The 21,392-nt window shown below is 66.0% G+C and carries 18 protein-coding genes; 10 read left to right on the top strand and 8 right to left on the bottom strand.

The features are described from left to right. Positions 1-167: 167 nt before the first annotated feature. From SMD10_RS18210 to SMD10_RS18195, 4 genes are read left to right on the top strand one after another with little or no spacing between them, the layout of a single operon-like run. On the top strand, positions 168-971 hold the full coding sequence (locus SMD10_RS18210; protein ID WP_331687161.1) for an ABC transporter ATP-binding protein: 804 nt from the start codon (positions 168-170) through the stop codon (positions 969-971). Then, positions 968-1,672 carry an ABC transporter ATP-binding protein gene (locus tag SMD10_RS18205; protein ID WP_331687160.1) on the top strand — a complete coding sequence of 235 codons (705 nt, stop codon included), beginning with the start codon at positions 968-970 and terminating at the stop codon, positions 1,670-1,672. Before SMD10_RS18210 ends, SMD10_RS18205 begins: the two co-directional genes overlap by 4 nt. Before the next feature lie 52 nt (positions 1,673-1,724). Continuing rightward, the gene (locus SMD10_RS18200) at positions 1,725-2,717 is read left to right on the top strand and encodes a branched-chain amino acid ABC transporter permease (protein ID WP_331687159.1); all 993 of its coding nucleotides are present in this window, start codon (positions 1,725-1,727) and stop codon (positions 2,715-2,717) included. Then, a complete protein-coding gene (locus SMD10_RS18195) occupies positions 2,718-4,016 on the top strand; it encodes a branched-chain amino acid ABC transporter permease (protein WP_331687158.1) in 1,299 nt (432 codons plus the stop codon). 246 nt (positions 4,017-4,262) lie between these two features. On the opposite strand, the gene rpsU is transcribed toward SMD10_RS18195, so the two are convergent. The 4 genes from rpsU to SMD10_RS18175 form a co-directional block, all read right to left on the bottom strand. Then, positions 4,263-4,487, bottom strand: a complete 225-nt coding sequence (gene rpsU / locus SMD10_RS18190) for a 30S ribosomal protein S21 (protein WP_331687157.1) — start codon at positions 4,485-4,487, stop codon at positions 4,263-4,265. Positions 4,488-4,866: 379 nt separating this feature from the next. Further along, entirely contained in the window at positions 4,867-5,661 is a 795-nt protein-coding gene (locus SMD10_RS18185; protein ID WP_331687156.1) for a glutaredoxin, read from the bottom strand. Positions 5,662-5,762: 101 nt separating this feature from the next. Beyond that, positions 5,763-6,653: a bifunctional helix-turn-helix transcriptional regulator/GNAT family N-acetyltransferase gene (locus SMD10_RS18180; protein ID WP_331687155.1), complete on the bottom strand. Its 891-nt coding sequence runs from the start codon at positions 6,651-6,653 to the stop codon at positions 5,763-5,765. Between the two features lie 199 nt (positions 6,654-6,852). Then, positions 6,853-8,061, bottom strand: coding sequence for an ABC transporter substrate-binding protein (locus SMD10_RS18175; protein ID WP_331687154.1), 1,209 nt, complete (start codon positions 8,059-8,061; stop codon positions 6,853-6,855). A 153-nt stretch (positions 8,062-8,214) separates the two neighbouring features. Here SMD10_RS18175 and SMD10_RS18170 point away from each other — a divergent pair, with 153 nt between their 5' ends. From SMD10_RS18170 to SMD10_RS18145, 6 genes are all read left to right on the top strand, one after another. Beyond that, positions 8,215-9,297: an ABC transporter substrate-binding protein gene (locus SMD10_RS18170; RefSeq protein WP_331687153.1), complete on the top strand. Its 1,083-nt coding sequence runs from the start codon at positions 8,215-8,217 to the stop codon at positions 9,295-9,297. A gap of 3 nt (positions 9,298-9,300) precedes the next feature. Then, positions 9,301-10,308, top strand: a complete 1,008-nt coding sequence (locus tag SMD10_RS18165; RefSeq protein WP_331687152.1) for a P1 family peptidase — start codon at positions 9,301-9,303, stop codon at positions 10,306-10,308. Positions 10,309-10,406: 98 nt separating this feature from the next. Next, positions 10,407-11,714: an adenylosuccinate lyase gene (purB, locus tag SMD10_RS18160; RefSeq protein ID WP_331687151.1), complete on the top strand. Its 1,308-nt coding sequence runs from the start codon at positions 10,407-10,409 to the stop codon at positions 11,712-11,714. A 768-nt stretch (positions 11,715-12,482) separates the two neighbouring features. Further along, positions 12,483-13,703: an acetate/propionate family kinase gene (locus SMD10_RS18155; protein WP_331687150.1), complete on the top strand. Its 1,221-nt coding sequence runs from the start codon at positions 12,483-12,485 to the stop codon at positions 13,701-13,703. 114 nt (positions 13,704-13,817) lie between these two features. Further along, on the top strand, positions 13,818-15,956 hold the full coding sequence (gene pta / locus SMD10_RS18150; RefSeq protein WP_331687149.1) for a phosphate acetyltransferase: 2,139 nt from the start codon (positions 13,818-13,820) through the stop codon (positions 15,954-15,956). A 10-nt stretch (positions 15,957-15,966) separates the two neighbouring features. Then, entirely contained in the window at positions 15,967-16,875 is a 909-nt protein-coding gene (locus SMD10_RS18145) for a formate/nitrite transporter family protein (RefSeq protein WP_331687148.1), read from the top strand. A 139-nt stretch (positions 16,876-17,014) separates the two neighbouring features. On the opposite strand, the gene SMD10_RS18140 is transcribed toward SMD10_RS18145, so the two are convergent. The 4 genes from SMD10_RS18140 to serS all read right to left on the bottom strand — a co-directional run bounded on the left by SMD10_RS18140 (position 17,015) and on the right by serS (position 21,363). After that, the gene (locus SMD10_RS18140; RefSeq protein WP_331687147.1) at positions 17,015-18,463 is read right to left on the bottom strand and encodes a peptidoglycan DD-metalloendopeptidase family protein; all 1,449 of its coding nucleotides are present in this window, start codon (positions 18,461-18,463) and stop codon (positions 17,015-17,017) included. A gap of 209 nt (positions 18,464-18,672) precedes the next feature. Further along, positions 18,673-19,323 carry a protein-L-isoaspartate(D-aspartate) O-methyltransferase gene (locus tag SMD10_RS18135; RefSeq protein WP_331687178.1) on the bottom strand — a complete coding sequence of 217 codons (651 nt, stop codon included), beginning with the start codon at positions 19,321-19,323 and terminating at the stop codon, positions 18,673-18,675. Then, on the bottom strand, positions 19,323-20,078 hold the full coding sequence (gene surE, locus SMD10_RS18130) for a 5'/3'-nucleotidase SurE (RefSeq protein ID WP_331687146.1): 756 nt from the start codon (positions 20,076-20,078) through the stop codon (positions 19,323-19,325). The genes SMD10_RS18135 and surE overlap by 1 nt, the downstream gene beginning before the upstream one ends. A 1-nt stretch (position 20,079) precedes the next feature. After that, complete coding sequence (gene serS / locus SMD10_RS18125; RefSeq protein ID WP_331687145.1) at positions 20,080-21,363, bottom strand: serine--tRNA ligase; 1,284 nt, start codon at positions 21,361-21,363, stop codon at positions 20,080-20,082. Positions 21,364-21,392 lie beyond the last annotated feature (29 nt).

Raw genomic sequence — 21,392 nt, 5'->3', positions numbered from 1 at the left:
GTATCGCGCCACGCTTCACACGGTGCAATCGGTAAACGGATCGGCGCCTTCTCCATCACGGCCTTTGCATTGCCTCTCAGTCGTCCTGTTGCTAATGAACCGGTTCAAATGCCGGTTTCGGGTTCGTCGGGCCGGTTTTCCCCATGATCGATGTCGTCTAGGCCGCGATGGCACCCGTGATCCAAGTCAGCAACGTCACCTGCCGGTTCGGCGGCTTCGTTGCCGTCGACAATTGTTCGCTCGCCGTCGAGAAAGGCACGATCACCGGCCTCATCGGCCCGAACGGCGCCGGCAAGTCGACCCTCTTCAACATGATCGCCGGCAACCTCCGACCCACGTCGGGGCGGATCGAGCTGGATGGGCGGGACGTCACCGGCCTGCCGCCGCACAAGCTTTTCGGCCGCGGGCTGGCGCGCACCTTCCAGCTCGCCCACGAGTTCTCGCACCTCACTGTGCTCGAGAACCTGATGATGGTGCCGGCCGGCCAGACCGGCGAAACCCTGCTCTCGACCTGGGTGCGCCCCGCCCGCATCCGCGAGGAGGAACGCGCGGTCCGCGAAAAGGCAGAGGACGTCGCCGCCTTCCTGAAGATCAGCCATTTGAAGGGCGAGCTGGCCGGCAATCTGTCGGGCGGCCAGAAGAAGCTGCTCGAACTGGGCCGCACCATGATGGCCGACCCCTCGGTTGTGCTGCTCGATGAGATCGCAGCGGGCGTCAACCGCACGCTGCTGAAGGATCTGGCCGGTGACATTGAGCGGCTCAACCGCGAGCGCGGCTATACCTTTTTCGTCATCGAACACGACATGGACCTGATCGGGCGGCTCTGCGACCCGGTGATCGTCATGGCGGCGGGCCAGGTGATGACCACCGGCACGCTGGACGAGATCAAGGCGAACGAGGCGGTGATCGAGGCCTATTTTGGCGGCTCTCCCACCGGCAACGCGACCACCCGCCCGGGAGCTTCGGCATGAGCCTCGTCAGCCTGACCGACGTGGAGGCCGGCTATGGCGGCGCGAGCATTCTCAAGGGCGTCGAGCTTTCGCTGAATCCCGGCGAGATCGGCGTCATTGTCGGCCCCAACGGCGCCGGCAAGTCGACCATGCTGAAGGCCATGTTTGGCCTGGTCGGCATCCAGCGGGGCGCGGTCGTCTTCGACGGCCAGGACATCACCAACCGGCCGCCCGAAAGCCTGAGCCGCCTCGGCATCGCCTTCGTGCCGCAGGAAAACAACGTCTTCCGCACCCTGTCGGTGCACGAGAACCTGGAGATGGGCGCCTATATCCGGCGCGACGATTTCTCCGCCCTTCTCGACCACGTCTACGAGATCTTTCCGCCGCTGAAGGAGAAGCGCCACCAGCCGGCCGGCGAGCTGTCCGGCGGCCAGCGGCAAATGGTGGCGGTCGGCCGCGCCATGATGATCGAGCCGAAGCTGATCCTGCTGGACGAACCGACGGCCGGCCTTTCGCCGCTCTTCATGAGCGAGATCTTCGACCGCATCCTGGCGATCAATGCGACGGGCGTCACCGTCGCCATGGTCGAACAGAACGCCCGCCAGGCGCTCGCTATCGCCCACAAGGGCTTCGTGCTCGCCGGCGGATGCAATCGCTTCACCGGCACCGGCGCGGAACTGCTCGCCGACCCGCAGGTCGCCCGCAGCTTTCTGGGCGGTTGAATCAGGACATGAAGCAGATGAATCAAAACCTGAGACAACCAAGGCCAACCCGTTGAACGAGATCATCTTCTTCATCAACAAGGGTCTTGTCGGCGGACTTGTCATCGGCTCGATCTACGCGCTCGGCGCGATCGGCGTCACCCTGATCTTCGGCATCCTGCGCTTCGCCCATTTCGCCCATGGCGACGTGATGACCGCTGGCGCGTTCTTCGCCTTCACCCTGGCCGCCATCCTGGCCTCCTTCGGCATCGTGACGCCGCTGCCGCTGGCGATCCTGCTGCTGCCGGTGGTGATGATCGCGACGGCCGGCTTCACCATCGGCATCGACAAGCTGTTCTACGAGCCGTTGCGCGCTCGCGGCGCGCGGCCGGTGGTGCTGGTGATGGCCTCGATCGGCGTCACGCTGATGCTGCAGGGCCTGATCCGCCTGTTCGGCGGCACCGGCTCGCACGACATGTATCTGAACGCACCGAAGACGATCTACCGGATCCCGACCGGCTTTCGCGACATCGTCGTCAGCCAGCCCCAGATGATCCTCATCGTGCTGACGGCGGTGAGCGTCGTCGCGCTGCATCTTTTCCTCACCCGTTCGCGCCTGGGCAAGGCCATGCGCGCCGTCTCCGACAACCCGGACCTCGCGCGCGTCACAGGCATTTCGCTTCAGACGGTGACGAAGGTGACCTGGGTGATCGGCGGCGCGCTCGCGGCGCTGGCCGGAACGATGCTCGCCATGGACGTCACGCTGAAGCCCGATCTCGCCTACAACATCCTGCTGCCGATCTTCGCCGCGGTGATCCTCGGCGGCATCGGCCAGCCCTATGGCGCGGTGGCCGGGGGCTACATCGTCGGCTTTTCCGAAACGCTCGCGGTCTTCAATTTTTCCGTGCTGCTGCGCCCCTTGAAGCCGCTTCTGCCGTCCTGGGTCGAAATCCCGGCCAGCCTCGCCGTGGTCCCGACCGAATATCGCCTCGCGGTTCCCTTCTTCATCCTGGTCGTGGTGCTGATCTACCGACCGACCGGCATCTTCAAGGGAAGGGTTTTCTAGATGCCTCGCAGCGATCTCGCCCTTACCTCGTCCGCTGCCGCGCGGCGTCGCGATCTCCTGGTCTTCGGCGGTCTCGCGCTGCTGGTCCTCGCCGTCTACCTGCTGCAGGGCGCGGCTTACGGCACCCGCATGCTGGTCGAAGCCGCGGCCTATGCGATCATCGCGATCGGGCTCAACGTCCAATGGGGCTACGCCGGCCTCTTCAACGTCGGCATCATGGGTTTCATCGCCGCCGGCGCCTTCGCCTCGATGTTCGTGTCCTTCCCGGTCAACGACGCCTTCTGGAACTCCGACGGCCCTGCTCTCCTCGGCCAGGCGCTGCTCTGGCTGCTGGGCTCCATCGCCGTCGTCGCGCTGATCGCCAGGAGCCATCGGTTCGGAGTGCCGAAGGGCCTCGCCAGGACGCTCACCATCATCGCGGCGGCCATCGCCTACATGGTCATCGTCGCGGCGTTCGATCCCGCCACCACCCAGATCGAAAAGGAAGCCGGGTTCATCGGCGGTCTCGGGCTGCCGGTGGTGCTCGGATGGGCCGCCGCCGGCCTTCTGGCCGGTCTGATCGCGTGGTTCGTTGGCCGCATCTGCCTGGGCCTGAGGAGCGATTATCTGGCGATCGCCACCATCGGCATCGCGCAGATCATCAAGACGTTCCTGAAGAATGCCGACTGGCTGACGCGCGGCACGCTCACCGTGTCGCCCCTGCCCTGGCCGGTGCCGACGGCCAACGAGCTTGGCTTCCTATGGGCGCGCGGCCTCTACCTGTCGGTGACGGCGCTGGTTCTGCTGCTGGTCTATCTGGCGATGGAACGCGCCTATCGCGCGCCATGGGGCCGGATGATGCGGGCCATCCGCGACAACGAACAGGCCGCCGCCTCCATGGGAAAGGACGTCAACCGGCGGCGCCTGGAGATTTTCATCGTCGGCTGCGTCCTGATCGGCATCGGCGGTGCCATCCTGGTGCACTTCACGTCGATCTTCGACCCATCCGGCTTCATCGACCTCAACCATTCGTTCCTGATCTGGGTGATGGTCATTCTGGGGGGAGCCGGCAACAACCGGGGCGCCGTGTTCGGCGCGATCTTCGTCTATATCGTCTGGACGATGTCGGAACCGGCGGCACTCGCCTTGTTCCATCTGGCCCGCGACTGGGGCCAGGATCTGTTCGGCTGGACTGCGCCTGCAGACCTCGATGGCCGCGCTCTGCAGATGCGCGTGTTCGTGATCGGCCTGACGATCACGCTCGTGCTGCGCTATGCGCCGCAAGGCGTTCTGCCCGAGCGCATCCGCCACGACGACTGAGAAAATCAGGAGAAGACGAGAGCATCAACGGGTTTTGCGAAGCCCGAAAGCTTCGCCTTGCCTCTCAGCCGGTGCTCTTCGAAATTGTCAGATGGATCTGGCCGTAAACTCGGCCAGACAACCTTTCTCGGGAGTTTTGGCGCGACATGCGATCGGCATAAAGCACGGTCACGTCAATTCCCGCATCACCGCATCATGGTGCCGACCCGAAACGTCTCAGACGTTCCGGCATCGCTGCGCCGACGGCTACTTGCGCTTGGCGCGCGGGATGAGACCTTCGCGCTGGGCCTGCTTGCGAGCGAGCTTCCTGGCCCGCCGAACCGCTTCCTGCTTCTCGCGTGCCCGCCGCTCCGACGGCTTTTCATAGGCGCGGCGCGCCTTCATCTCGCGGAATACGCCTTCGCGCTGCAGCTTCTTCTTCAGAACGCGAAGAGCCTGATCAACATTGTTGTCTCGAACGAGAACCTGCAAAATGCCTCCTTACTGGCCGCGTCCCAACAGCGCGAACCGTCACGATTGTCTGGCCGAGCGATCGGCCGGTGGCTGCCCCCTCGGCCACGGCTCGCGGCCATGAGAGGAAGCGGCGGCTCGATGGACGCTCAAGGACCGGAGTGCAGACAGCAACTCCCGACCGTGCGTCCAAAACCCAAGAAACGATGGACAGGTTGACAGACAATGCGGCCTGCCGAATGCCAAGCCGCCGGGTCGATCTGTCGACAGGAAATTTGAACAAGACACCGATTCATCGGCGCAAAGCCCAATATTCGGGCGTCCATCGATAAGCCTATATGCCGCTCCAAGGCTGAAATTACAAGGCCGCCACTGTGTCGACGGTCCGCCCGGTGCCCACTTAGCCGATGATTGTCGCCCTGAGAGGCATCCAGACCGCCATCAGGATCATCATCAGATTCTCGGTGAGCGAGATGAAGCCGAGCGGCACGGCGCTGCTTCCGCCGACGCAGGCGCATTTCAGCTCGCGCTTGTCGACATAGACGGCCTTGAACACCGAGACCGCCCCGACCGTGCCGATAAACAGCGCCACCGGGGCCGCGACCCAGATCAGCGCGCCCGCGATCATCAGAATGCCGGCGAGCGTCTCCCCGAAAGGATAGAGATAGGCGTAGCGGACCTCGCGACGCGCCAGCAGGTCATAGTTCAAGAACATCGTGGAAAAGCTCTCAACGTCCTGCAGCTTCTGAACGCCGAGCAGACACATGGAGATCGCCACGAACCACTCCAGGGCGCGAACCGTGAAGATGGTGCCGAAGGCCGCCCAACTCACCGCAAGCGCCATCAGAAACGCCACGGAAAAGATCGCGATCACCGGCTGATAGGTCGTCTCGCCGTCCTTGCGCACGTGCTGACCGAGGTGTTCGCGCAGCTCGTCGTAACCGCCGATGCGCTGCCCTTCGATAAAGATCTGGGGCGTCGTGTCGACGTCGTGCTCATGCTGAAAGGCGTCGGTCTCCTCGCGGGTCGTCAGCCAATGGTCCTCGACATCGAACCCCTTGCGTTCGAGCAAGGCCTTGGCCTTGAGGCCATAGGGGCAGACGTGCTCGGGCATGACCATCCTGTAGACGGCGGCACGCGTCGCCCGGGCCTCGCTGATAGTTTTCCTTTCGATCGCCTCGTTCGCGACGGTCATGATCCACCTCTCGAATCCGGTTACAGGTCTTCGAGAGGCAACGACAAGCGCGTCGTAAAGTTCGCCGGTCGGCCTCATCGGGACCGGAACGGCCGAGCCCATTAGAGATCCCTGGTCCAGTATTGGCCGACGAGATCCCGGCCAAAGCTGTGATGCGGCTCCTCTTCGACCAGGCAGAATCCCGCCGCCTCGTAGATGCGGCGGGCCGCGTGGAGGATGTCGTTCGTCCACAGCGTCATCCGCCGATAGCCGCATTGGCGCGCGAAGCGGATCGCCTCGTCGACGAGTCGGCGACCGATCCCCTGTCCGCGCGCCTCCGGTTCGACATAGAGCATACGCAGCTTGGCGGCGCTCTCGTCCTGCCGAACCACGAAGACGGAGCCGGCCACCCGCCCCTCCTGTTCGGCGATCCAGCACCGCTCCTTCTTCGGATCGAAGTCGCGGACGAACTGGGCGAGAATGTCGCAAAGCAGCGCCTCGAACGTCCAGTCCCACCCGTATTCGCGGGCATAGAGGTGCATCTGGCGACTGGCCACCAGACTCAGATCGCCCGGATAGGGATCACGCAGGACATAAGCGGACGGCGTCGAAGGTGGCCCGAGCAGCTGAAGGATGCGCTCCATCGCGCCGACGAGTTCGCTCTGTTGGCCATCACCGAGCCGGCCGAGCAACTCTTCGACTTCGGCCACGGACCGGCGATCGAGGTCCTCGACCAAGGACCGTCCGGCATCCGTCAGCGCCACCAGAAGCTGGCGTCCGTCGTCCGGCGACGGCGCGCGCGCGACCAGGCCCTTTGCTTCGAGATCCTTGAGCAGCCGGCTGAGATAGCCGGGATCGAGGGCGAGATCTGCGGCCAGCCGGCTCGGCGGCTGCCAGCCGAGCTGCGCCAATTCCCAGACCAGACGGGCCTGCGGCAACGGCAATGGCGACTTCAGCAAATGTTCGTTCAGGGCGCCCACCAGTTTGGTGTGGGCACGATTGAACCGCCGCACCGTCGCGACTCGGCTTACTTGGATCGTTGGCTCAGTGGGCCGATCGTCGTTCATATTGCTATTATCAAATAACTAATTGCTAAAGTCAATTATATGTCGCATCGGAGGCTCGTTCGACGGTCGTGCGGAGGCGGCCGTAAAAAAGGCCCGACCGCCGCCGCCCGGGCCTTGTGCAATGAGGTCGAGATGTAGGCGGCGATCAGTTCGCCGGGCCGATCACCTTCATCTCCCCGTTCTCATACGTCACTTCGTTGTAGACGCCCGGCACATCGCCATTGTCGTCGAATTCCAGAGAACCGGACGCGCCCTCGTAGTTGATGTCGGTGCCCTCGGAGATAAGCTTGACGGCCTTCTCCCACTCGCCAGGCAGGATCGTTTCGCCGGGCTCGGTCGAGACCTCGCGCAGCGCGTCCGACAGCCCTTCCTTCTTGCCGCCGGTCTTTTCCAGCGCCAGAAGCAAGGCGAAGGTCGCGTCGTAGCTGGTCGCGGCGTAGACGGCGCCGGGGTCGAAGCCCGCGGCCTTGGCGGCATCGGAAAAAAGCGCCGTCCCGGGCGTCTCGCTGCTGCCCGGGTGCGTCAGGATGAGCTTCGAGCCGCCCTCCGGAACGCTGGCGATCGCCGGCCCGACCATGCCGTCGCCACCGACGAAGACGTCGAAGTCGCCGGCTTCCATCGCCTGCTGGGCAATCCGGCCGCCCGAGCCGTCGACATAGGCGAGAACGATCAGCGCCTCCGCCCCGGTCGACGCCAGGGAGCCGATCTCCGCCCGGTAGTCGGCCTTGCCGTCCTCATGCGCCTCAGAAGCCAGGATGGTGCCGCCTTCGGCCTCGAACGCGGCCTGGAAAGCTTCGGCAAAACCCTTGCCGTAATCGTTGTTGACGTAGGTCACCGCGACGTTGTCGATGCCGTTCTTCTGCACCACGCGGGCCAGCACCTCGCCCTGGTAGGCGTCGGAGGCCGCGGTGCGGAAAACCAGGTCGTTGTCGTCGAGCGCCGTGACCGCCGGAGAGGTCGACGCCGGCGAGACCATGACCACCCCGGCCGGGATCGCCGCGCTGTTGGCCGCCGCGATGGTGGCGCCGGAGCACAGCGCGCCGACGATGGCCACGACTCCGTCGGAATTGATCACACGGTCGGCGACATCGGAGGCCTTGGCGGCGTCGATGCAGCCCGTATCGCCGACGTCGAGCGAAAACGTGCCACCGCTGCTCAGGCCGCCGCCCTGATTGGCCTGATCGACCGCGAGTTTCGCGCCCGCCTGGATGGCCGGCGCCATGCTCTCGATCGGACCCGTGATACCACCGATGAAGCCGACCTTGATGTCGGCCTCCTGCGCACCAGCGCGTCCTGCCGTCAAGGCGCCCGCCGCCACGGCGGCAAGGCAAGCAAACTTCAATCCTGAACGCATCACATCTCCCCACGGCTTCCAGGCCGGATTGTTGTTGGAAATGGCGCGAGTTTGGCGGGGCGCCGCCAGCCGGTCAAGCATGCGAGCGCCCGTTTAGGACGTCCCGGCATGCAGCATCTCGAATTTGTCCGGCGGGCGGGCTAGAACGCCATCATGCGACACGCTCTCGCCACAGCCGCCGCCATCCTGGCGACCTTTGCCGGAACGCCGGCGGCCTTCGCGCAAACCGGCGCCCCCGTGATCATCGGCGTCGCCGCGCCGCTGTCGGATTCGCCCGCCATTCTGGGAAAACAGGTCGTCGACGGCGTCGGCGCGGCCATGGTGCGCCTGCGAAGCGACGACACCGCGACCGAAATCGTGACGGCCGATACCGCCTGCTCGCAGGACGGGGGGCAAAATGCCGCACGGCAACTGATCGAGGCCAAGGCCACGGTCGCCGTCGGCTTTCTGTGCACCGAGGCGATCGAAGCGGCGCTGCCGCTTCTCACGCGCGCCGGCATTCCCACGCTCGATGTCGGCGTGCGCGCCAGTCGCCTCACCGACAAGCGGGCGCGCACCGGCTTTCTCGTCTGGCGGCTCGCGCCGCGAGCGACCGCCGAAGCCGATGCCATCGCCGCCTTGCTCGCCAAGAGATGGCGCGACAGGCCGTTCGGGCTAATCGACGACGGCACGATCTACAATCGCAGCCTGTCCGACGCCGTTCGCCTTCGCCTCGAAGGCGAAGGCATGCAGCCGTCGACCATCGACACCTATCGCCCGGCCGAGGAAAAGCAGTTCGGCTTGGCGCGCCGATTGCAGCGCACCGGCGTGACCCGTTTCTTCATCGCCGGCGACCGGCCGGACGTTGCCATCATCGCGCGCGATGCGGCCGATCTCGGCTTGAGCCTGGAGGTGGTCGGCGGTGAGTCGCTGTTCGACGAGACCAGCCCCGATGCGCCGCTTCCCACCGGCGTGACGGCCGTCGGCCCGCAGGTCGACTTCCCCGCCTTCCCGGCGAGAGACGATGCCGCGCCGGAGGGCCATTTCGGCGTGGCGGCGGCCGCGGCGGACATCGCGGTTCAAGCTGCCAAGGCGGCTCGGATCGACGGCACGCCGCTGAATGAGGTCCTAAACACGACGAGTTTCGACACGCCTCTCGGTGCCGTGCGCTTCGATGAGAACGGCGATTCGAACCTCGAACTCTATCGAACCTATCGCTGGGACGGAGAGCGCTTCGTTCTCGAAGAAGGAGGCTGAGCCGTGCATCCTTGGCAGAGCGGCCCGCGCAATCTCCTGACCGACGTTCACGGCCTTCTCGTCGGCCATGCCGACGACGCGCGGCTGAAGAGCGGTGTCACCGCCGTCCTCTGCGAGGATCCCGCGGTGGCCGCAGTCGAGATCATGGGTGGCGCGCCGGGAACGCGCGAGACGGCGCTGCTGGCGCCGGACAAGACCGTGGGCGCGGTCGATGCGCTGGTTCTGGCCGGCGGCTCGGCATTCGGGCTCGACGCCGCGTCCGGTGTCCAGGCCTTTCTGCGCGAAGCCGGTCGCGGTTTCCGGGTCGGCGACGCGCATGTGCCCATCGTGCCGGCGGCCATCCTCTTCGACCTCGCCAATGGCGGCGACAAAACCTGGGAGCGCTATCCGCCCTACCGCGAGCTCGGCCTGCTGGCGGCCAGCCACGCCGCCCAGAGTTTCGCGCTCGGCAGCGTGGGCGCCGGCGCCGGCGCGTCGACGGCGACCGTGAAAGGCGGGTTGGGCTCGGCCTCCGTCCGGCTGGAGAGCGGCATCACCGTCGCCGCGCTGGTGGCCGTCAATGCGGTCGGCTCGCCGCTCGTCGGCAAGACGCGCCACTTCTGGGCTGCCCCGTTCGAGATCGGCCGGGAGTTCGGCGGCCTCGGCCTGCCGCATCCCTGGCCGTCGGACGCGACGCGCCCGCGCACCAAGCTGGACCTGCGCGAGGGGGCCAATACCACGATCGCGGTCGTGGCCACCGACGCCGAGATCGACAAGGCCCAGGCCAAACGGCTGGCCGTGGCCGCCCATGACGGCTTTGCCCGCGCGCTGTGGCCGGTACACACCGACTATGACGGCGATCTCGTCTTTGCGCTCGCCACCGGCGCCACTGGCATCCGCCCCGATCCGCGCCAGGGACTGGAGATCGCCGCCGCAGCCGCCTCGGTCATGGCGCGGGCGATCGCCCGCGGCGTCCACGAGGCGAGTGCCGCGCCGGGCGACACGCTGCCGGCGTGGCGCGACGCATTTTGATCGGCAGTCCGGCCACGGCTTCGTTGTGACCGACCGCCGCCTTTGCTAAGGCGCACTGATATGGGCGTCGCGCTGGCCGCCCGAACTGAGGACGAACGATGATCCCCCGCTATGCCCGCCCCGACATGACCGCCGTCTGGTCGCCGGAGACCAAGTTCCGCATCTGGTTCGAGATCGAGGCGCATGCCTGCGACGCGCTGGCCGAGCTCGGCGTCATCCCCAAGGAGGCCGCGAAGACGATCTGGGACAAGGGCGGGGCAGCCACCTTCGACATCGCCCGCATCGATGAGATCGAGCGCGAGACCAAGCACGACGTCATCGCGTTCCTGACGCACCTTTCGGAGATCGTCGGGCCCGATGCGCGCTTCGTGCACCAGGGCATGACCTCGTCGGACGTGCTCGACACCTGCTTCAACGTGCAGCTCACCAAGGCCGCCGACATTCTGCTCGCCGATCTCGACGCGCTGCTCGCCGCACTGAAGCGTCGGGCCTACGAGCACAAGGACACCGTCACCATCGGCCGCTCGCACGGCATCCATGCCGAGCCGACCACCTTCGGCGTCAAGCTCGCCGGCTACCATGCCGAGTTCAGCCGCTGCCGGGCGCGGCTGGAGGCGGCGCGCGCCGAAATCGCCACCTGCGCCATCTCCGGCGCCGTCGGCACCTTCGCCAACATCGATCCCCGCGTCGAGGAGCATGTCGCGAAGGCCATGGGCCTCGCCCCCGAGCCGGTCTCGACCCAGGTCATTCCGCGCGACCGCCACGCCATGTTCTTCGCCACGCTGGGCGTCGTCGCCTCCTCGCTCGAGCGGCTGGCGATCGAGATCCGCCATCTCCAGCGCACCGAGGTCCTGGAGGCCGAAGAGTATTTCTCGCCGGGTCAGAAGGGCTCCTCGGCAATGCCGCACAAGCGCAATCCGGTGCTGACGGAAAACCTGACGGGTCTGGCACGCATGGTGCGCTCCTACGCCCTGCCGGCCATGGAGAATGTGGCGCTCTGGCACGAGCGCGACATCTCGCACTCGTCCGTCGAGCGCTATATCGGGCCGGACGCCACCATCACGCTGGATTTTGCCCTGGCCCGCCTCACCGGCGTCGTCGACAAGCTCCTCGTCTATCCGGAGCGGATGGACGCCAATCTCAACAAGTTCAAGGGCCTGGTCCATTCCCAGCGGGTGCTTCTGGCCCTCACCCAGGCCGGCGTCAGCCGCGAGGATGCCTACCGGCTGGTGCAACGCAACGCCATGAAGGTCTGGGAACAGGGCAAGGACTTCCTGGAAGAGCTGCTCGCCGACCCAGAAGTCACGGCCGCGCTTGGCGAGACCGAGATCCGCGAAAAGTTCGATCTGGGCTATCACACCAAGCAGGTCGACACGATCTTCGCCCGGGTCTTCGGCGTGGCCTGATAGGCCTCACCCGCCCCCCAATCGAGCTGCGAGTCGCATCTTTGCCCGTTTTGCGCCCGATAACGGCTTCGGGGAAGCGTAACGGGGAACGAGCCAATGAGTACGACACCGCCCGGACAACGGGACGCCCTGTCGGGTTGTCTCGTCTTCATTCTCATCCTGATTTTGGCAGTCGGCGGGTTGGCCTTTTGGCTGAGCGACAGCGATGCCCCGGACACCCCGTCGATTCTCAATTCGCCGGTCGCGCCGAAGCAATAGGCCCAACGCAAGCCTGCCTTGCGTTTTTTGATTGGCTGCCCGCTTCTTCGCAGAAAAGCGCATTGCCTGCGTCATCTCGTCTCAAAAATCTATCCGAGACTGAGGAGTTTTGCGTTTCATCAATTACGCAGGGGCAAATAAACCGATTGAATTGATATTGCGGCTTTTGGTCTCACCGTGCCTCCGGCAATGTGCGACGGATAGCCGGCATTGAAATCTTCGCCCCTGTGCATGTACGACGCAGGAAACGGCAAGATGGCGTTGATGACGATCGGTCACCGCTTGGACCGGCTTGGTCGCCGCATGGCCTTTTGCCTCACAGGCCCGTTTGCCGCCGGAAGGCGTCTTCGACCGCTTTGCGAGATCGAACGAGCGCCGAAGGCTCCTTCCGACGGCAGTGCGGGTGATCGTTGCGTTCGGCGAACGATGCGTTTTGCGGGTTCGCATTCAACGTCTCATGATTGACCGATGCGAGCAGCCCTGCGTCTGCCGCCAGCCAAAGACAGCGAAATGACCGATAAACCTCTCATCCTCGTCATCAATTGCGGCTCCTCGTCGCTCAAATTCGCGCTCCTGCCGGAAGGCGAACGAGACCCGCTCATGTCAGGGCTTGCCGAGAATATCGGCCAGAGCGAAAGCCGCCTGACGGTGAAGCAGAACGGCGAGAAGACCACGATCTCGCTGGGCGGCGGCGACCATCACGTGGCGCTGACCAAGCTCATCGAAATTTTGAAGGAGCAGGACCTGCTGAGCTCGATCGAAGCCGTGGGACACCGCGTCATCCACGGCGGCGAGAAGTTCACCAGCTCCGAGCTCATCACGGACGAGGTGCTCGCCGAGATCGAGAAGTGCACGCATCGCGCTCCGCTGCACAACCCGCCGAACGTGCTCGGCATCAAGATCGGCCGCGAGGCGCTGCCGAACGTTCCGCACATCGCGGCATTCGACACCTCGTTCCACGTCAAGACGATGCCGCCGGAAGCCTATTTCTACGCCATCCCGATGGAGATCTACGAAAAGCACGGCATCCGGCGCTACGGCTATCACGGCACCAGCCACCGCTTCATCGCGATGGAAGCCGTCGACGTGCTGAACCTGAACCCGGACGACCATGGCATCGTCGTCGCCCATCTGGGCAACGGCTGCTCGGCGACCGCCGTCCACAACGGCAAGAGCGTCGACACCTCGATGGGCATGTCGCCGCTGGAAGGCCTCGTCATGGGCACGCGTTCCGGCGACATCGATCCGGCCGCCGTCCTTTATATCGGTCGCGAGGACGGCCTCGACGTCGACCAGCTCGACAATCTTCTCAACCGCAAGAGCGGCCTGCTCGGCCTGTCCGGCATTTCCAACGACTGCCGGACGCTGGAATCCGCCGCGGCCGAAGGAAACGAGCGCGCCAAGCTTGCGCTCGACGTCTTCGTCCATCGTCTGGCGCGTTATGTCGGCGCGCTGGCAATGGCGTTGCCGCGTCTCGACGCGCTGGTGTTCACCGGCGGCATCGGCGAGAATTCGAGCCTGATCCGCAAGATGACGATGGACCGCCTGGCGCCGCTCGGCCTGAAGCTCGACGCGGCTCTCAACGAAAAGATGGTGCGCGGCGAGTGCGGCGTCATCAGCAGCAGCCAGAGCCCGATCGCGGCGGTCATCGGCACCAACGAGGAATGGCTGATCGCCAAGGATACTGCGGAGATCGCGCACGGAACGAACGCCGCACGTTCGGCAAGCTGAGCCGCAAGGAGCATCGCGGGAGATCCGCACTCCGCGGGGCTGTCGGTCTTTCGGTCGCTTGATCGGCCGGCGGTGGCGATGGCCCGAACCGTTTGCATTCAGGGAAACATGGCTATGTCCACACGCCTCCTCTTTCTCGCCCCGCTCGCCCAGGATGTCGGCCTGACGTCGATCGCGCTCGGTCTTGTCCGTGCCCTTCAGCGCGACGGCATCAAGGTCGGCTTCGTCAAGCCGATCTCGCAGCCCGACGCCAGCGGCCGGTCCCGGTCCGGAACCAGCACGGAAACGTCGAGCTATTTCGCGCGGACCCTCTGCATGATCCAGTCGCCCGACTCGATCCCCTTCGAGCGGGCGGAGGAGTTCATCCGTCGCGGCGACCTCGACGCGCTCCTGGAGGAGGTCGTGACGATGATCGAGGCGCTGAAGGCCGACCACGACGCGATCATCGTCGAGGGGCTCATCCCCATCTCCAATCTGCAGGGAGCCCTGCGTCTCAACGTCGAGATCGCCCGCAGCCTGGGGGCCGACATCATCCCCGTTCTGTCGGGCGCGGAGTACGATCCCAAGGCCCTTGCCGATACGGTGATGCTCGGCAGCCAGCAGTACCTGCAGCAGGCCGACCGCCCCTTCCCCGGCATCATCATCAACAAGATGCCAGACACCGGCAACGGCGCGGCGATGGAGGCTGCTCTCAAGCTGTCCGACACCGCCGACTGCCCGATCATCAGCGCGGTGCCCTATGCCCCCCGGCTCAACGCGCCGCGGCTCTCCGACATTGTCTCCTCGCTCGGCCTCAACGTCGTGCAGGGCGAGAACCTGGATCAGGTCCGCGTTCAGGAAATCGTGGTGGCCGCGCGAACGGTCGAGAACATCATCCGCCGGCTGCGGCCGGGCGTTCTCGTCGTCACGCCCGGCGAGCGCAGCGACATCGGCCTCGCGGCCGCTCTCGCCTCGCAGCGCGGCGTCCCGTTGGCCGGCATGCTGCTCACCTGCGGCTCGATGCTACCCGACCCGGTCAACGAGCTGATCGCCGCCCCGGGCAGCAAGAACGCCCTGCCGATCCTGAGCTCGCCCGACGACACCTATGTGACCGCGTCGCGCCTGTCGCATCTCAGCTATCACGTCAGTCGCGACGATAGCGAGCATATGGAGCGGGTGATCGACTTCATCGCCGACCATATGGACACGACCGTCTTGCGTCAGCGCATCGGCGAGCCGTCCGAGGTTCGCATGTCGCCGCCGAGCTTCCGCCACCGCCTGATCCAGCTGGCGCGCGCCGCCAACCGGCGCATCGTGCTGCCCGAGGGCAACGAGCCCCGCACCCTGCAAGCGGCCGTGATCTGCCACCAGAAGAACATCGCCCGCTGCGTCCTGCTCGGCAACCGCGCCGAGGTCGAAAGCCTGGCCCGCGCCCAGCATCTCGATCTGCCTGCCGATCTGGAGATCGTCGATCCCGACGCCGTCAAGGCCGACTACATCGCGCCTTTGGTGGAGCTGCGCAAAAGCAAGGGCATGACGCCTCCGCAGGCAGCCGAGCAGCTTGAGGACACCGTCGTCCTCGGCACCGTGATGCTGGCCGAAGGCGAGGTCGACGGCTTGGTTTCCGGCGCCGTCCACACCACCGCCAACACGATCCGCCCTGCCCTTCAGCTGATCAAGACCCAGCCGGGCGTCAGCATCGTTTCCAGCGTGTTCTTCATGCTGATGCCGGATCAGGTGCTGGTCTACGGCGACTGCGCCGTCAATCCGAACCCGACGGCCGAGCAGCTCGCCGAGATCGCGATCCAGTCGGCCGAGACGGCCGTCGCCTTCGGCATCGACCCGCGCGTCGCGATGATCTCCTACTCCACCGGCAGCTCGGGGTCGGGCAACGACGTCGAGAAAGTGCGGGCCGCCACGGCGCTGGCCCAAGAGAAGCGGCCGGATCTGGTGATCGACGGCCCGATGCAATACGACGCGGCGAGCGTCGAGAGCGTCGGCCGTTCTAAGGCGCCCAACAGCCCGGTGGCCGGACGCGCCAACGTCTTCATCTTCCCGGATCTCAACACCGGCAACACCACCTACAAGGCGGTGCAGCGGTCGGCCCACGTGGTCAGCGTCGGCCCGATGCTTCAGGGGTTGCGCAAGCCGGTCAACGACCTGTCGCGCGGGGCGCTTGTGGACGACATCGTCTTCACCATTGCCCTGACGGCCATCCAGGCCGAGCATACGCTGCCGCAAAAGGCATCCTCCGCCCTGAACGCCGCCGAATAGGACCTCGCTTTTGACAGTTCAGAAAAACGTCGAGGACCGGACGGACAGCCCGGTCCCCTCTGCCATGTTCCGCGGGATCGAAGCCGGCGGATCGCTCGCTCCGGCCTCGATCGCCGTCGCCGCCGAGGAACTGGGCGTCAAGAAGGCCAGCAGCGATACCCTGACCCTGCTGGCCCTGGCCATTCTGGCAGGCGCCTTCATCGGCCTCGGCACCATGTTCGCCACCACCGTCGTCGCCGGCGCCGAAGGCCTGCTGCCCTACGGCGTCATCCGGCTGCTCGCCGGCGTCACCTTCTCCCTCGGTCTGATCCTCGTCCTCATCGGCGGTGCCCAGCTGTTCACCGGCGACATGCTCATGGTGATGGCCTGGGCGAGCAAGCGCCTGAAGACCGGCGCGATGGTCAAGGTCTGGGCGACCGTGTGGTTCGGCAATTTCATCGGCGGCGTCGGAACCGCCGCGCTCGTTTTCCTTTCCGGTCAATATAGCTTCGGCGGCGGCGCGATCGGCGCCACGGCGCTGCACTATGCCGAAGCCAAGGCGGCACTGCCGTTCGGCCAGGCCTTCGCCCTCGGCATCCTGTGCAACGTGCTGGTCTGCCTGGCCGTCTGGCTGACGCTGGCCGGCCGCACCGTCACCGACCGCATCGTGGCGATCATCTTTCCCGTGGCGGCGTTCGTGGCGGCCGGCTTCGAGCACTGCGTCGCCAACATGTACTATCTGTCGTTCGGCCTGTTCATCTCCTGGTGGGCGCCCGACAGCTTCTGGACGGCGTATGGCCACCAGCCCAGCATCCCGATGTCGGGCGTGCTCAACAATCTGATTGCCGTCACCGCCGGCAACTGGGTGGGCGGCGCGCTGCTCGTGGGCGGCGTCTACTGGTTCATTTACCGGCGTCCCGGTTTGCCCGAGCATCACTGACGTTACGCCCGGCCGACGCCGGCGCGGCCGAAAGCCCCATCCATCCAAAGACGCAAAAAAAGCGGCGGATCGTCTCCGCCGCTTTTTTGCCGGGGTCCTGTTGCGGCCGCCCCGATGGGAGGCCGCCGACGTTTCGAAACTACAGGTATTTCATCGGGTCGACCGGCGCCGAATCCTTGCGCACCTCGAAGTGCAGGATCGGCACGTCGGTGTCGCCGGTCATGCCGGACTTGGCGATCTCCTGGCCGCGCTTGACCGTCGCGCCGCGAGACACCTCGAGTTCGTCGGCATGGCCGTAGACGGTGACGAGGCCGTCGTCGTGCTTGATCAGCACCGTCTTGCCGAACTCCTTCAGGCCTTCGCCGGCATAGATCACCACACCGTTCTCGGCCGCCTTGACCGGCGTGCCGCGCGGCACGGAAATATTCAGGCCGTCGTTGCGGCGTGCGCCGACACGATCGCCAAAGCCTTTGACGACGCGCCCCTGGACGGGCCAGCGGAACTGGCCGATGCCGGTGCTTTCCGGCGCGATCGCGGCCACCTTGGCCTCTTCCGCCTGCTTTGCGACCGTGGACGTCGGCTGAGGCTGCGCCGGCTTGGCTTCCTGCGGCGCGGCCGTCGCTTCCTTGGGAGCCGGAGCGGCTTCCTGCGCCGGCTTGGGCGGCTGGTAGGCCTTCGGCTGCTGCGGCGCCGGAGCCGGCGTCGCCGTTGCCGTTGCCGCCTGCACGGAGCCGGCGCTGTCGACGTTCATGGTGCCGAGCGACTTCGGCGGCTCTCCCCGCCCCGGCGCAGTATCGGACAGCGCCGTGTTCGACTGCAGCGAGGCCACCTGCGTGCTGGCGCCCTGCGGCAAGGTCAGCGTCTGGCCGATCCGGATCGTGTCGCCGGACAGCCCGTTTACGCGACGCAGTTCGGCGACCGAGACGCCATGACGGCGAGCGATGCCGCCGAGTGAATCTCCGGAAGCGACCGTGATCGTGCTGCTTTGGCTGACCGTCGACGGCGAGGCCACTGCCGCCGGCCCGGACATGCCGGCGGGCGCCGGCATGCTGGACGGCGCATTGTTCGATACCGGAGCCTGCGCCCCGTAGGACGGCGCGGATGCCCCGTATGAGTAGGTGGGCGCGCTGGCGGAACCAGACATGGCCGGAGCTGCGGAGGCCGTCTGATACGTCGCCGATTTTTCCGGCGGCGGCGGCAGCGTGCCCTGGGTCAGCCCGTTGCCGGATGACGTCGATGGCGGCGCGAGTTCCACGCGCTGCACGCTCGATGACGAGCCGTAGCCCTGCGTGCCGGCGGCGGCGACCGGAGCACTCTGATAGCTGCCGCTCTGCACGCCCGCCCCGGGATTGCTGCCAGGCGCGTTGTAGGTCTGTGCCACAGGATAGCCGGCGGCGGCGCTGGTCGGCGCGCTGCTGCCGTAGGTCGTCGTGGCGACCTGCGTGCTCTGGGGAACCGCACCCGTATAGAAGCCGTCGTCGAACCGGACGACGTCCGCGCTACAGCCAGCCGCCAGGCCCGCTACCGAAAGGATCGCTGCTGACCGGATCAGGCGGAACCGGGCAGTTCTCAGCACATTCAAAGACATTGCCGTCCCCGTGCACACTCAACCATGCTTGCCGACATTGAAGCGCGTTAGTGTTACCGGCCGGTTAAATCACCGCCGGTGCAGCAGTTTTTCGTTTGCTATATCGCGCCTTGGTGGAGCGAAGCGCCCATGCCGGCGAAGCTTGTTATGGCTGATCCGGCTTTCGCGAAGCCGGATTTCACCGGGCGATACGGTGAAATCCGCAGCGCCTAAAGCACGGCCGCGATGCCCGGCTCCAGTGGCTGATAGCGCACCGGGCCGAGGTCGGTGCGTTCGAAACGGCTTCCCACCTTCTGCATCCGGACCAGGACCTGCTCCCGGCCAGCCTGGCCGACCGCGCAGAGCAGCAGGCCATGGGGCGCCAATTGCTCGACGAAATATCGCGGCACTTCCGCAAAGGCGCCGTGAACGATGATCCGGTCGTAGGGCGCGGTCGACGGATAGCCGTTGCGGCCGTCCTCCAGCTCCAGAAGCGCGTTGGCGAGGCCGAGCGCCTTCAGCCGGCCGCTGGCCGCCTGCAACAGCGTCCGGTACCGGTCGAGCGAGACCACGCGCGACCCGAGCTTGGCCAACAGCGCCGTGACGTAGCCGCTGCCGGTGCCGATCTCGAGAATTCGGCTGGCCTCCTCCACCCGCAATGCTTTGACCAGTTGCACCGCCCATGGCGCGCCCGGCATCGTCTGGCCGCAGTCGATCGGCAGCCAGGCGTCGACGAAGGCATCGCTCACGTCGGCCGTCACGAAGCGGCGGCGGGGCACGGCCTCGACGGCCGCCAGCAGCCGCCCGTCGATCTGTCCCGAGCGCAGTCGCAGCAGAAAGGCCGCCAAGTCCTCGCGATCACGGGCCGGGGCTGGGTTCATCACGCGAACAGCGCCTGCAACTCCTGACGCAGCTCGTGCTCGGTGAGGTCGAGCTTCAGCGGCGTCACCGAGATCCGCTTGGCCATCAACGCGCCGAAATCGGAGTTGCTCATCTCCGGCCCGGCCTGGCGGCCGAATTTCAACCAGAAATACGGAAAGCCGCGGCCGTCCCGGCGTTCTTCCAGGCCGAGCGTGTATTCGAGCTTGCCCTGGCGCGTCACTTCCACGCCGGCGACCGCTTCGGCGGGCACCGCCGGAAAGTTGACGTTGAACAGTGTTCCCGGTCGAAATTCCAGCCCAAGCAGCTTGTCGATGACCGCCGGCGCATGGGTTTCGGCGGTCTGCCAGTTCAGCTTGCGTTCGCCGCCCCATTCGTAGGCTTGGCTGAGCGCGATCGAGCGGAAGCCCAGCATCATGCCTTCCATGGCGCCGGCGACCGTGCCCGAATAGGTGACGTCGTCACAGATGTTCTGTCCGGCGTTGACGCCCGACAGCACGAGATCGGGCGGCCCCGGCATGACTTTCTTGACGCCCATGATCACGCAGTCGGTCGGGGTGCCGCTGAGGGCGAACTTGCCCTCGTCGACCTGGCGCAGGCGCAGCGGCGAGGACAGCGTCAGCGAATGCGACAGGCCGCTCTGATCGGTCTCGGGCGCCACGATCCAGACGTCGTCGGAGAGCTGGCGGGCGATCCGTTCGAGGACCGACAGGCCCTCGGCGTGAATGCCGTCGTCGTTGGTCAGCAGAATGCGCATCTCAGCCCGCCGCGCCGATGCGGTCCATGCCGCCCATATAGGGCCGCAGCACCTCGGGAATCGTGATCGAACCGTCCTCGTTCTGATAGTTCTCCATGACGGCGATGAGCGCACGGCCGACCGCGACGCCGGAGCCGTTCAGCGTGTGCACGAAGCGCGGCGCCTTGTCTCCGGACGCACGGAAGCGCGCGCCCATCCGCCGCGCCTGGAAATCGCCGCACACCGAACAGCTCGAGATCTCGCGATAGCTATCCTGCCCCGGCAGCCAGACCTCGATGTCGTAGGTCTTCTGAGAGCCAAAGCCCATGTCGCCGGTGCACAGCACCACCACACGGTAGTGAAGGCCCAGCCGCTTCAACACCTCCTCCGCCGCCGCCGCCATGCGCTCGTGCTCGGCGATCGAGGTTTCCGGCATCGTGATCGACACCAACTCGACCTTGTAGAACTGGTGCTGGCGCAGCATGCCGCGCGTATCGCGCCCGGCGGAGCCGGCCTCCGATCTAAAGCAGGGCGTAAGCGCGGTGAAGCGCATCGGCAGAGCCGCCTCGTCCCAGATCTGCTCGCGCGCCAAGTTCGTCAGCGGCACCTCGGCGGTCGGGATCAGCCAGCGCCCCTCGGTCGTGTGGAACAGATCCTCCTCGAACTTCGGCAGATTGCTGGTGCCGAAGAGCGCCTCGTCGCGCACCAGAAGCGGCGGCGACACCTCCTGGTAGCCGTGCTCGCCGGTGTGCAGGTCGATCATGAACTGGCCGAGCGCCCGCTCCAGCTTGGCGAGCCCGCCCTTGAGGATGGTGAAGCGGGCGCCGGCGATCTTCGAGGCCTGCTCGAAATCCATCAGGCCCAGCGCCTCGCCGAGATCGAAATGCTCCTTGGGCTCGAAGGAGAATTGCGGCTTGTCGCCGACCCGCCGCACCTCGACATTGTCGTGTTCGTCGGCACCCGTCGGCACGTCGGCGAGCGGCACGTTGGGAATGCGCGCCAGCGCATCCTCCAGCGCCAGATCGATGCGCCGCTCCTTCTCTTCGCCGTCCTGGATCTCGGCCTTGAGGTCCGCCACCTGGCGAATCAGCTCGGCCGCCTGGGCCTCGTCGCCCGAGCCCTTGGCCTTGCCGATCGCCTTGGAGGCCTCGTTGCGCCGGCTCTGCAGGTCCTGCAGCAGCTTCAGATGATCGCGCCGGGCCTCGTCGAGCTTGAGAAGATCGCCGGCCGCCGGATTGGCGCCGCGTGCCGCGAGCGCTTCATCCAGTTTCTCAGGATTTTCGCGGATCCACTTGATATCGAGCATTGTCCACCAGTTCGCGCATTCCGGCACAG

The organism is Consotaella aegiceratis (genome assembly GCF_036541425.1).
GTDB classification, from domain to species: domain Bacteria; phylum Pseudomonadota; class Alphaproteobacteria; order Rhizobiales; family Rhizobiaceae; genus Consotaella; species Consotaella aegiceratis.
This window is presented reverse-complemented; position numbering and strand designations above follow the sequence as displayed.

Bases quoted from the DNA above. Each gene is read 5' to 3' on its own strand.
- SMD10_RS18210 (WP_331687161.1), top strand. From the start codon at position 168: ATGGCACCCGTGATCCAAGTCAGCAACGTCACCTGCCGGTTCGGCGGC.
- SMD10_RS18205 (WP_331687160.1), top strand. From the start codon at position 968: ATGAGCCTCGTCAGCCTGACCGACGTGGAGGCCGGCTATGGCGGCGCG.
- SMD10_RS18195 (WP_331687158.1), top strand. From the start codon at position 2,718: ATGCCTCGCAGCGATCTCGCCCTTACCTCGTCCGCTGCCGCGCGGCGT.
- SMD10_RS18185 (WP_331687156.1), bottom strand. From the start codon at position 5,661: ATGACCGTCGCGAACGAGGCGATCGAAAGGAAAACTATCAGCGAGGCC.
- SMD10_RS18175 (WP_331687154.1), bottom strand. From the start codon at position 8,061: ATGCGTTCAGGATTGAAGTTTGCTTGCCTTGCCGCCGTGGCGGCGGGC.
- SMD10_RS18170 (WP_331687153.1), top strand. From the start codon at position 8,215: ATGCGACACGCTCTCGCCACAGCCGCCGCCATCCTGGCGACCTTTGCC.
- purB (WP_331687151.1), top strand. From the start codon at position 10,407: ATGATCCCCCGCTATGCCCGCCCCGACATGACCGCCGTCTGGTCGCCG.
- SMD10_RS18155 (WP_331687150.1), top strand. From the start codon at position 12,483: ATGACCGATAAACCTCTCATCCTCGTCATCAATTGCGGCTCCTCGTCG.
- pta (WP_331687149.1), top strand. From the start codon at position 13,818: ATGTCCACACGCCTCCTCTTTCTCGCCCCGCTCGCCCAGGATGTCGGC.
- SMD10_RS18140 (WP_331687147.1), bottom strand. From the start codon at position 18,463: ATGTCTTTGAATGTGCTGAGAACTGCCCGGTTCCGCCTGATCCGGTCA.
- SMD10_RS18135 (WP_331687178.1), bottom strand. From the start codon at position 19,323: ATGAACCCAGCCCCGGCCCGTGATCGCGAGGACTTGGCGGCCTTTCTG.
- surE (WP_331687146.1), bottom strand. From the start codon at position 20,078: ATGCGCATTCTGCTGACCAACGACGACGGCATTCACGCCGAGGGCCTG.
- serS (WP_331687145.1), bottom strand. From the start codon at position 21,363: ATGCTCGATATCAAGTGGATCCGCGAAAATCCTGAGAAACTGGATGAA.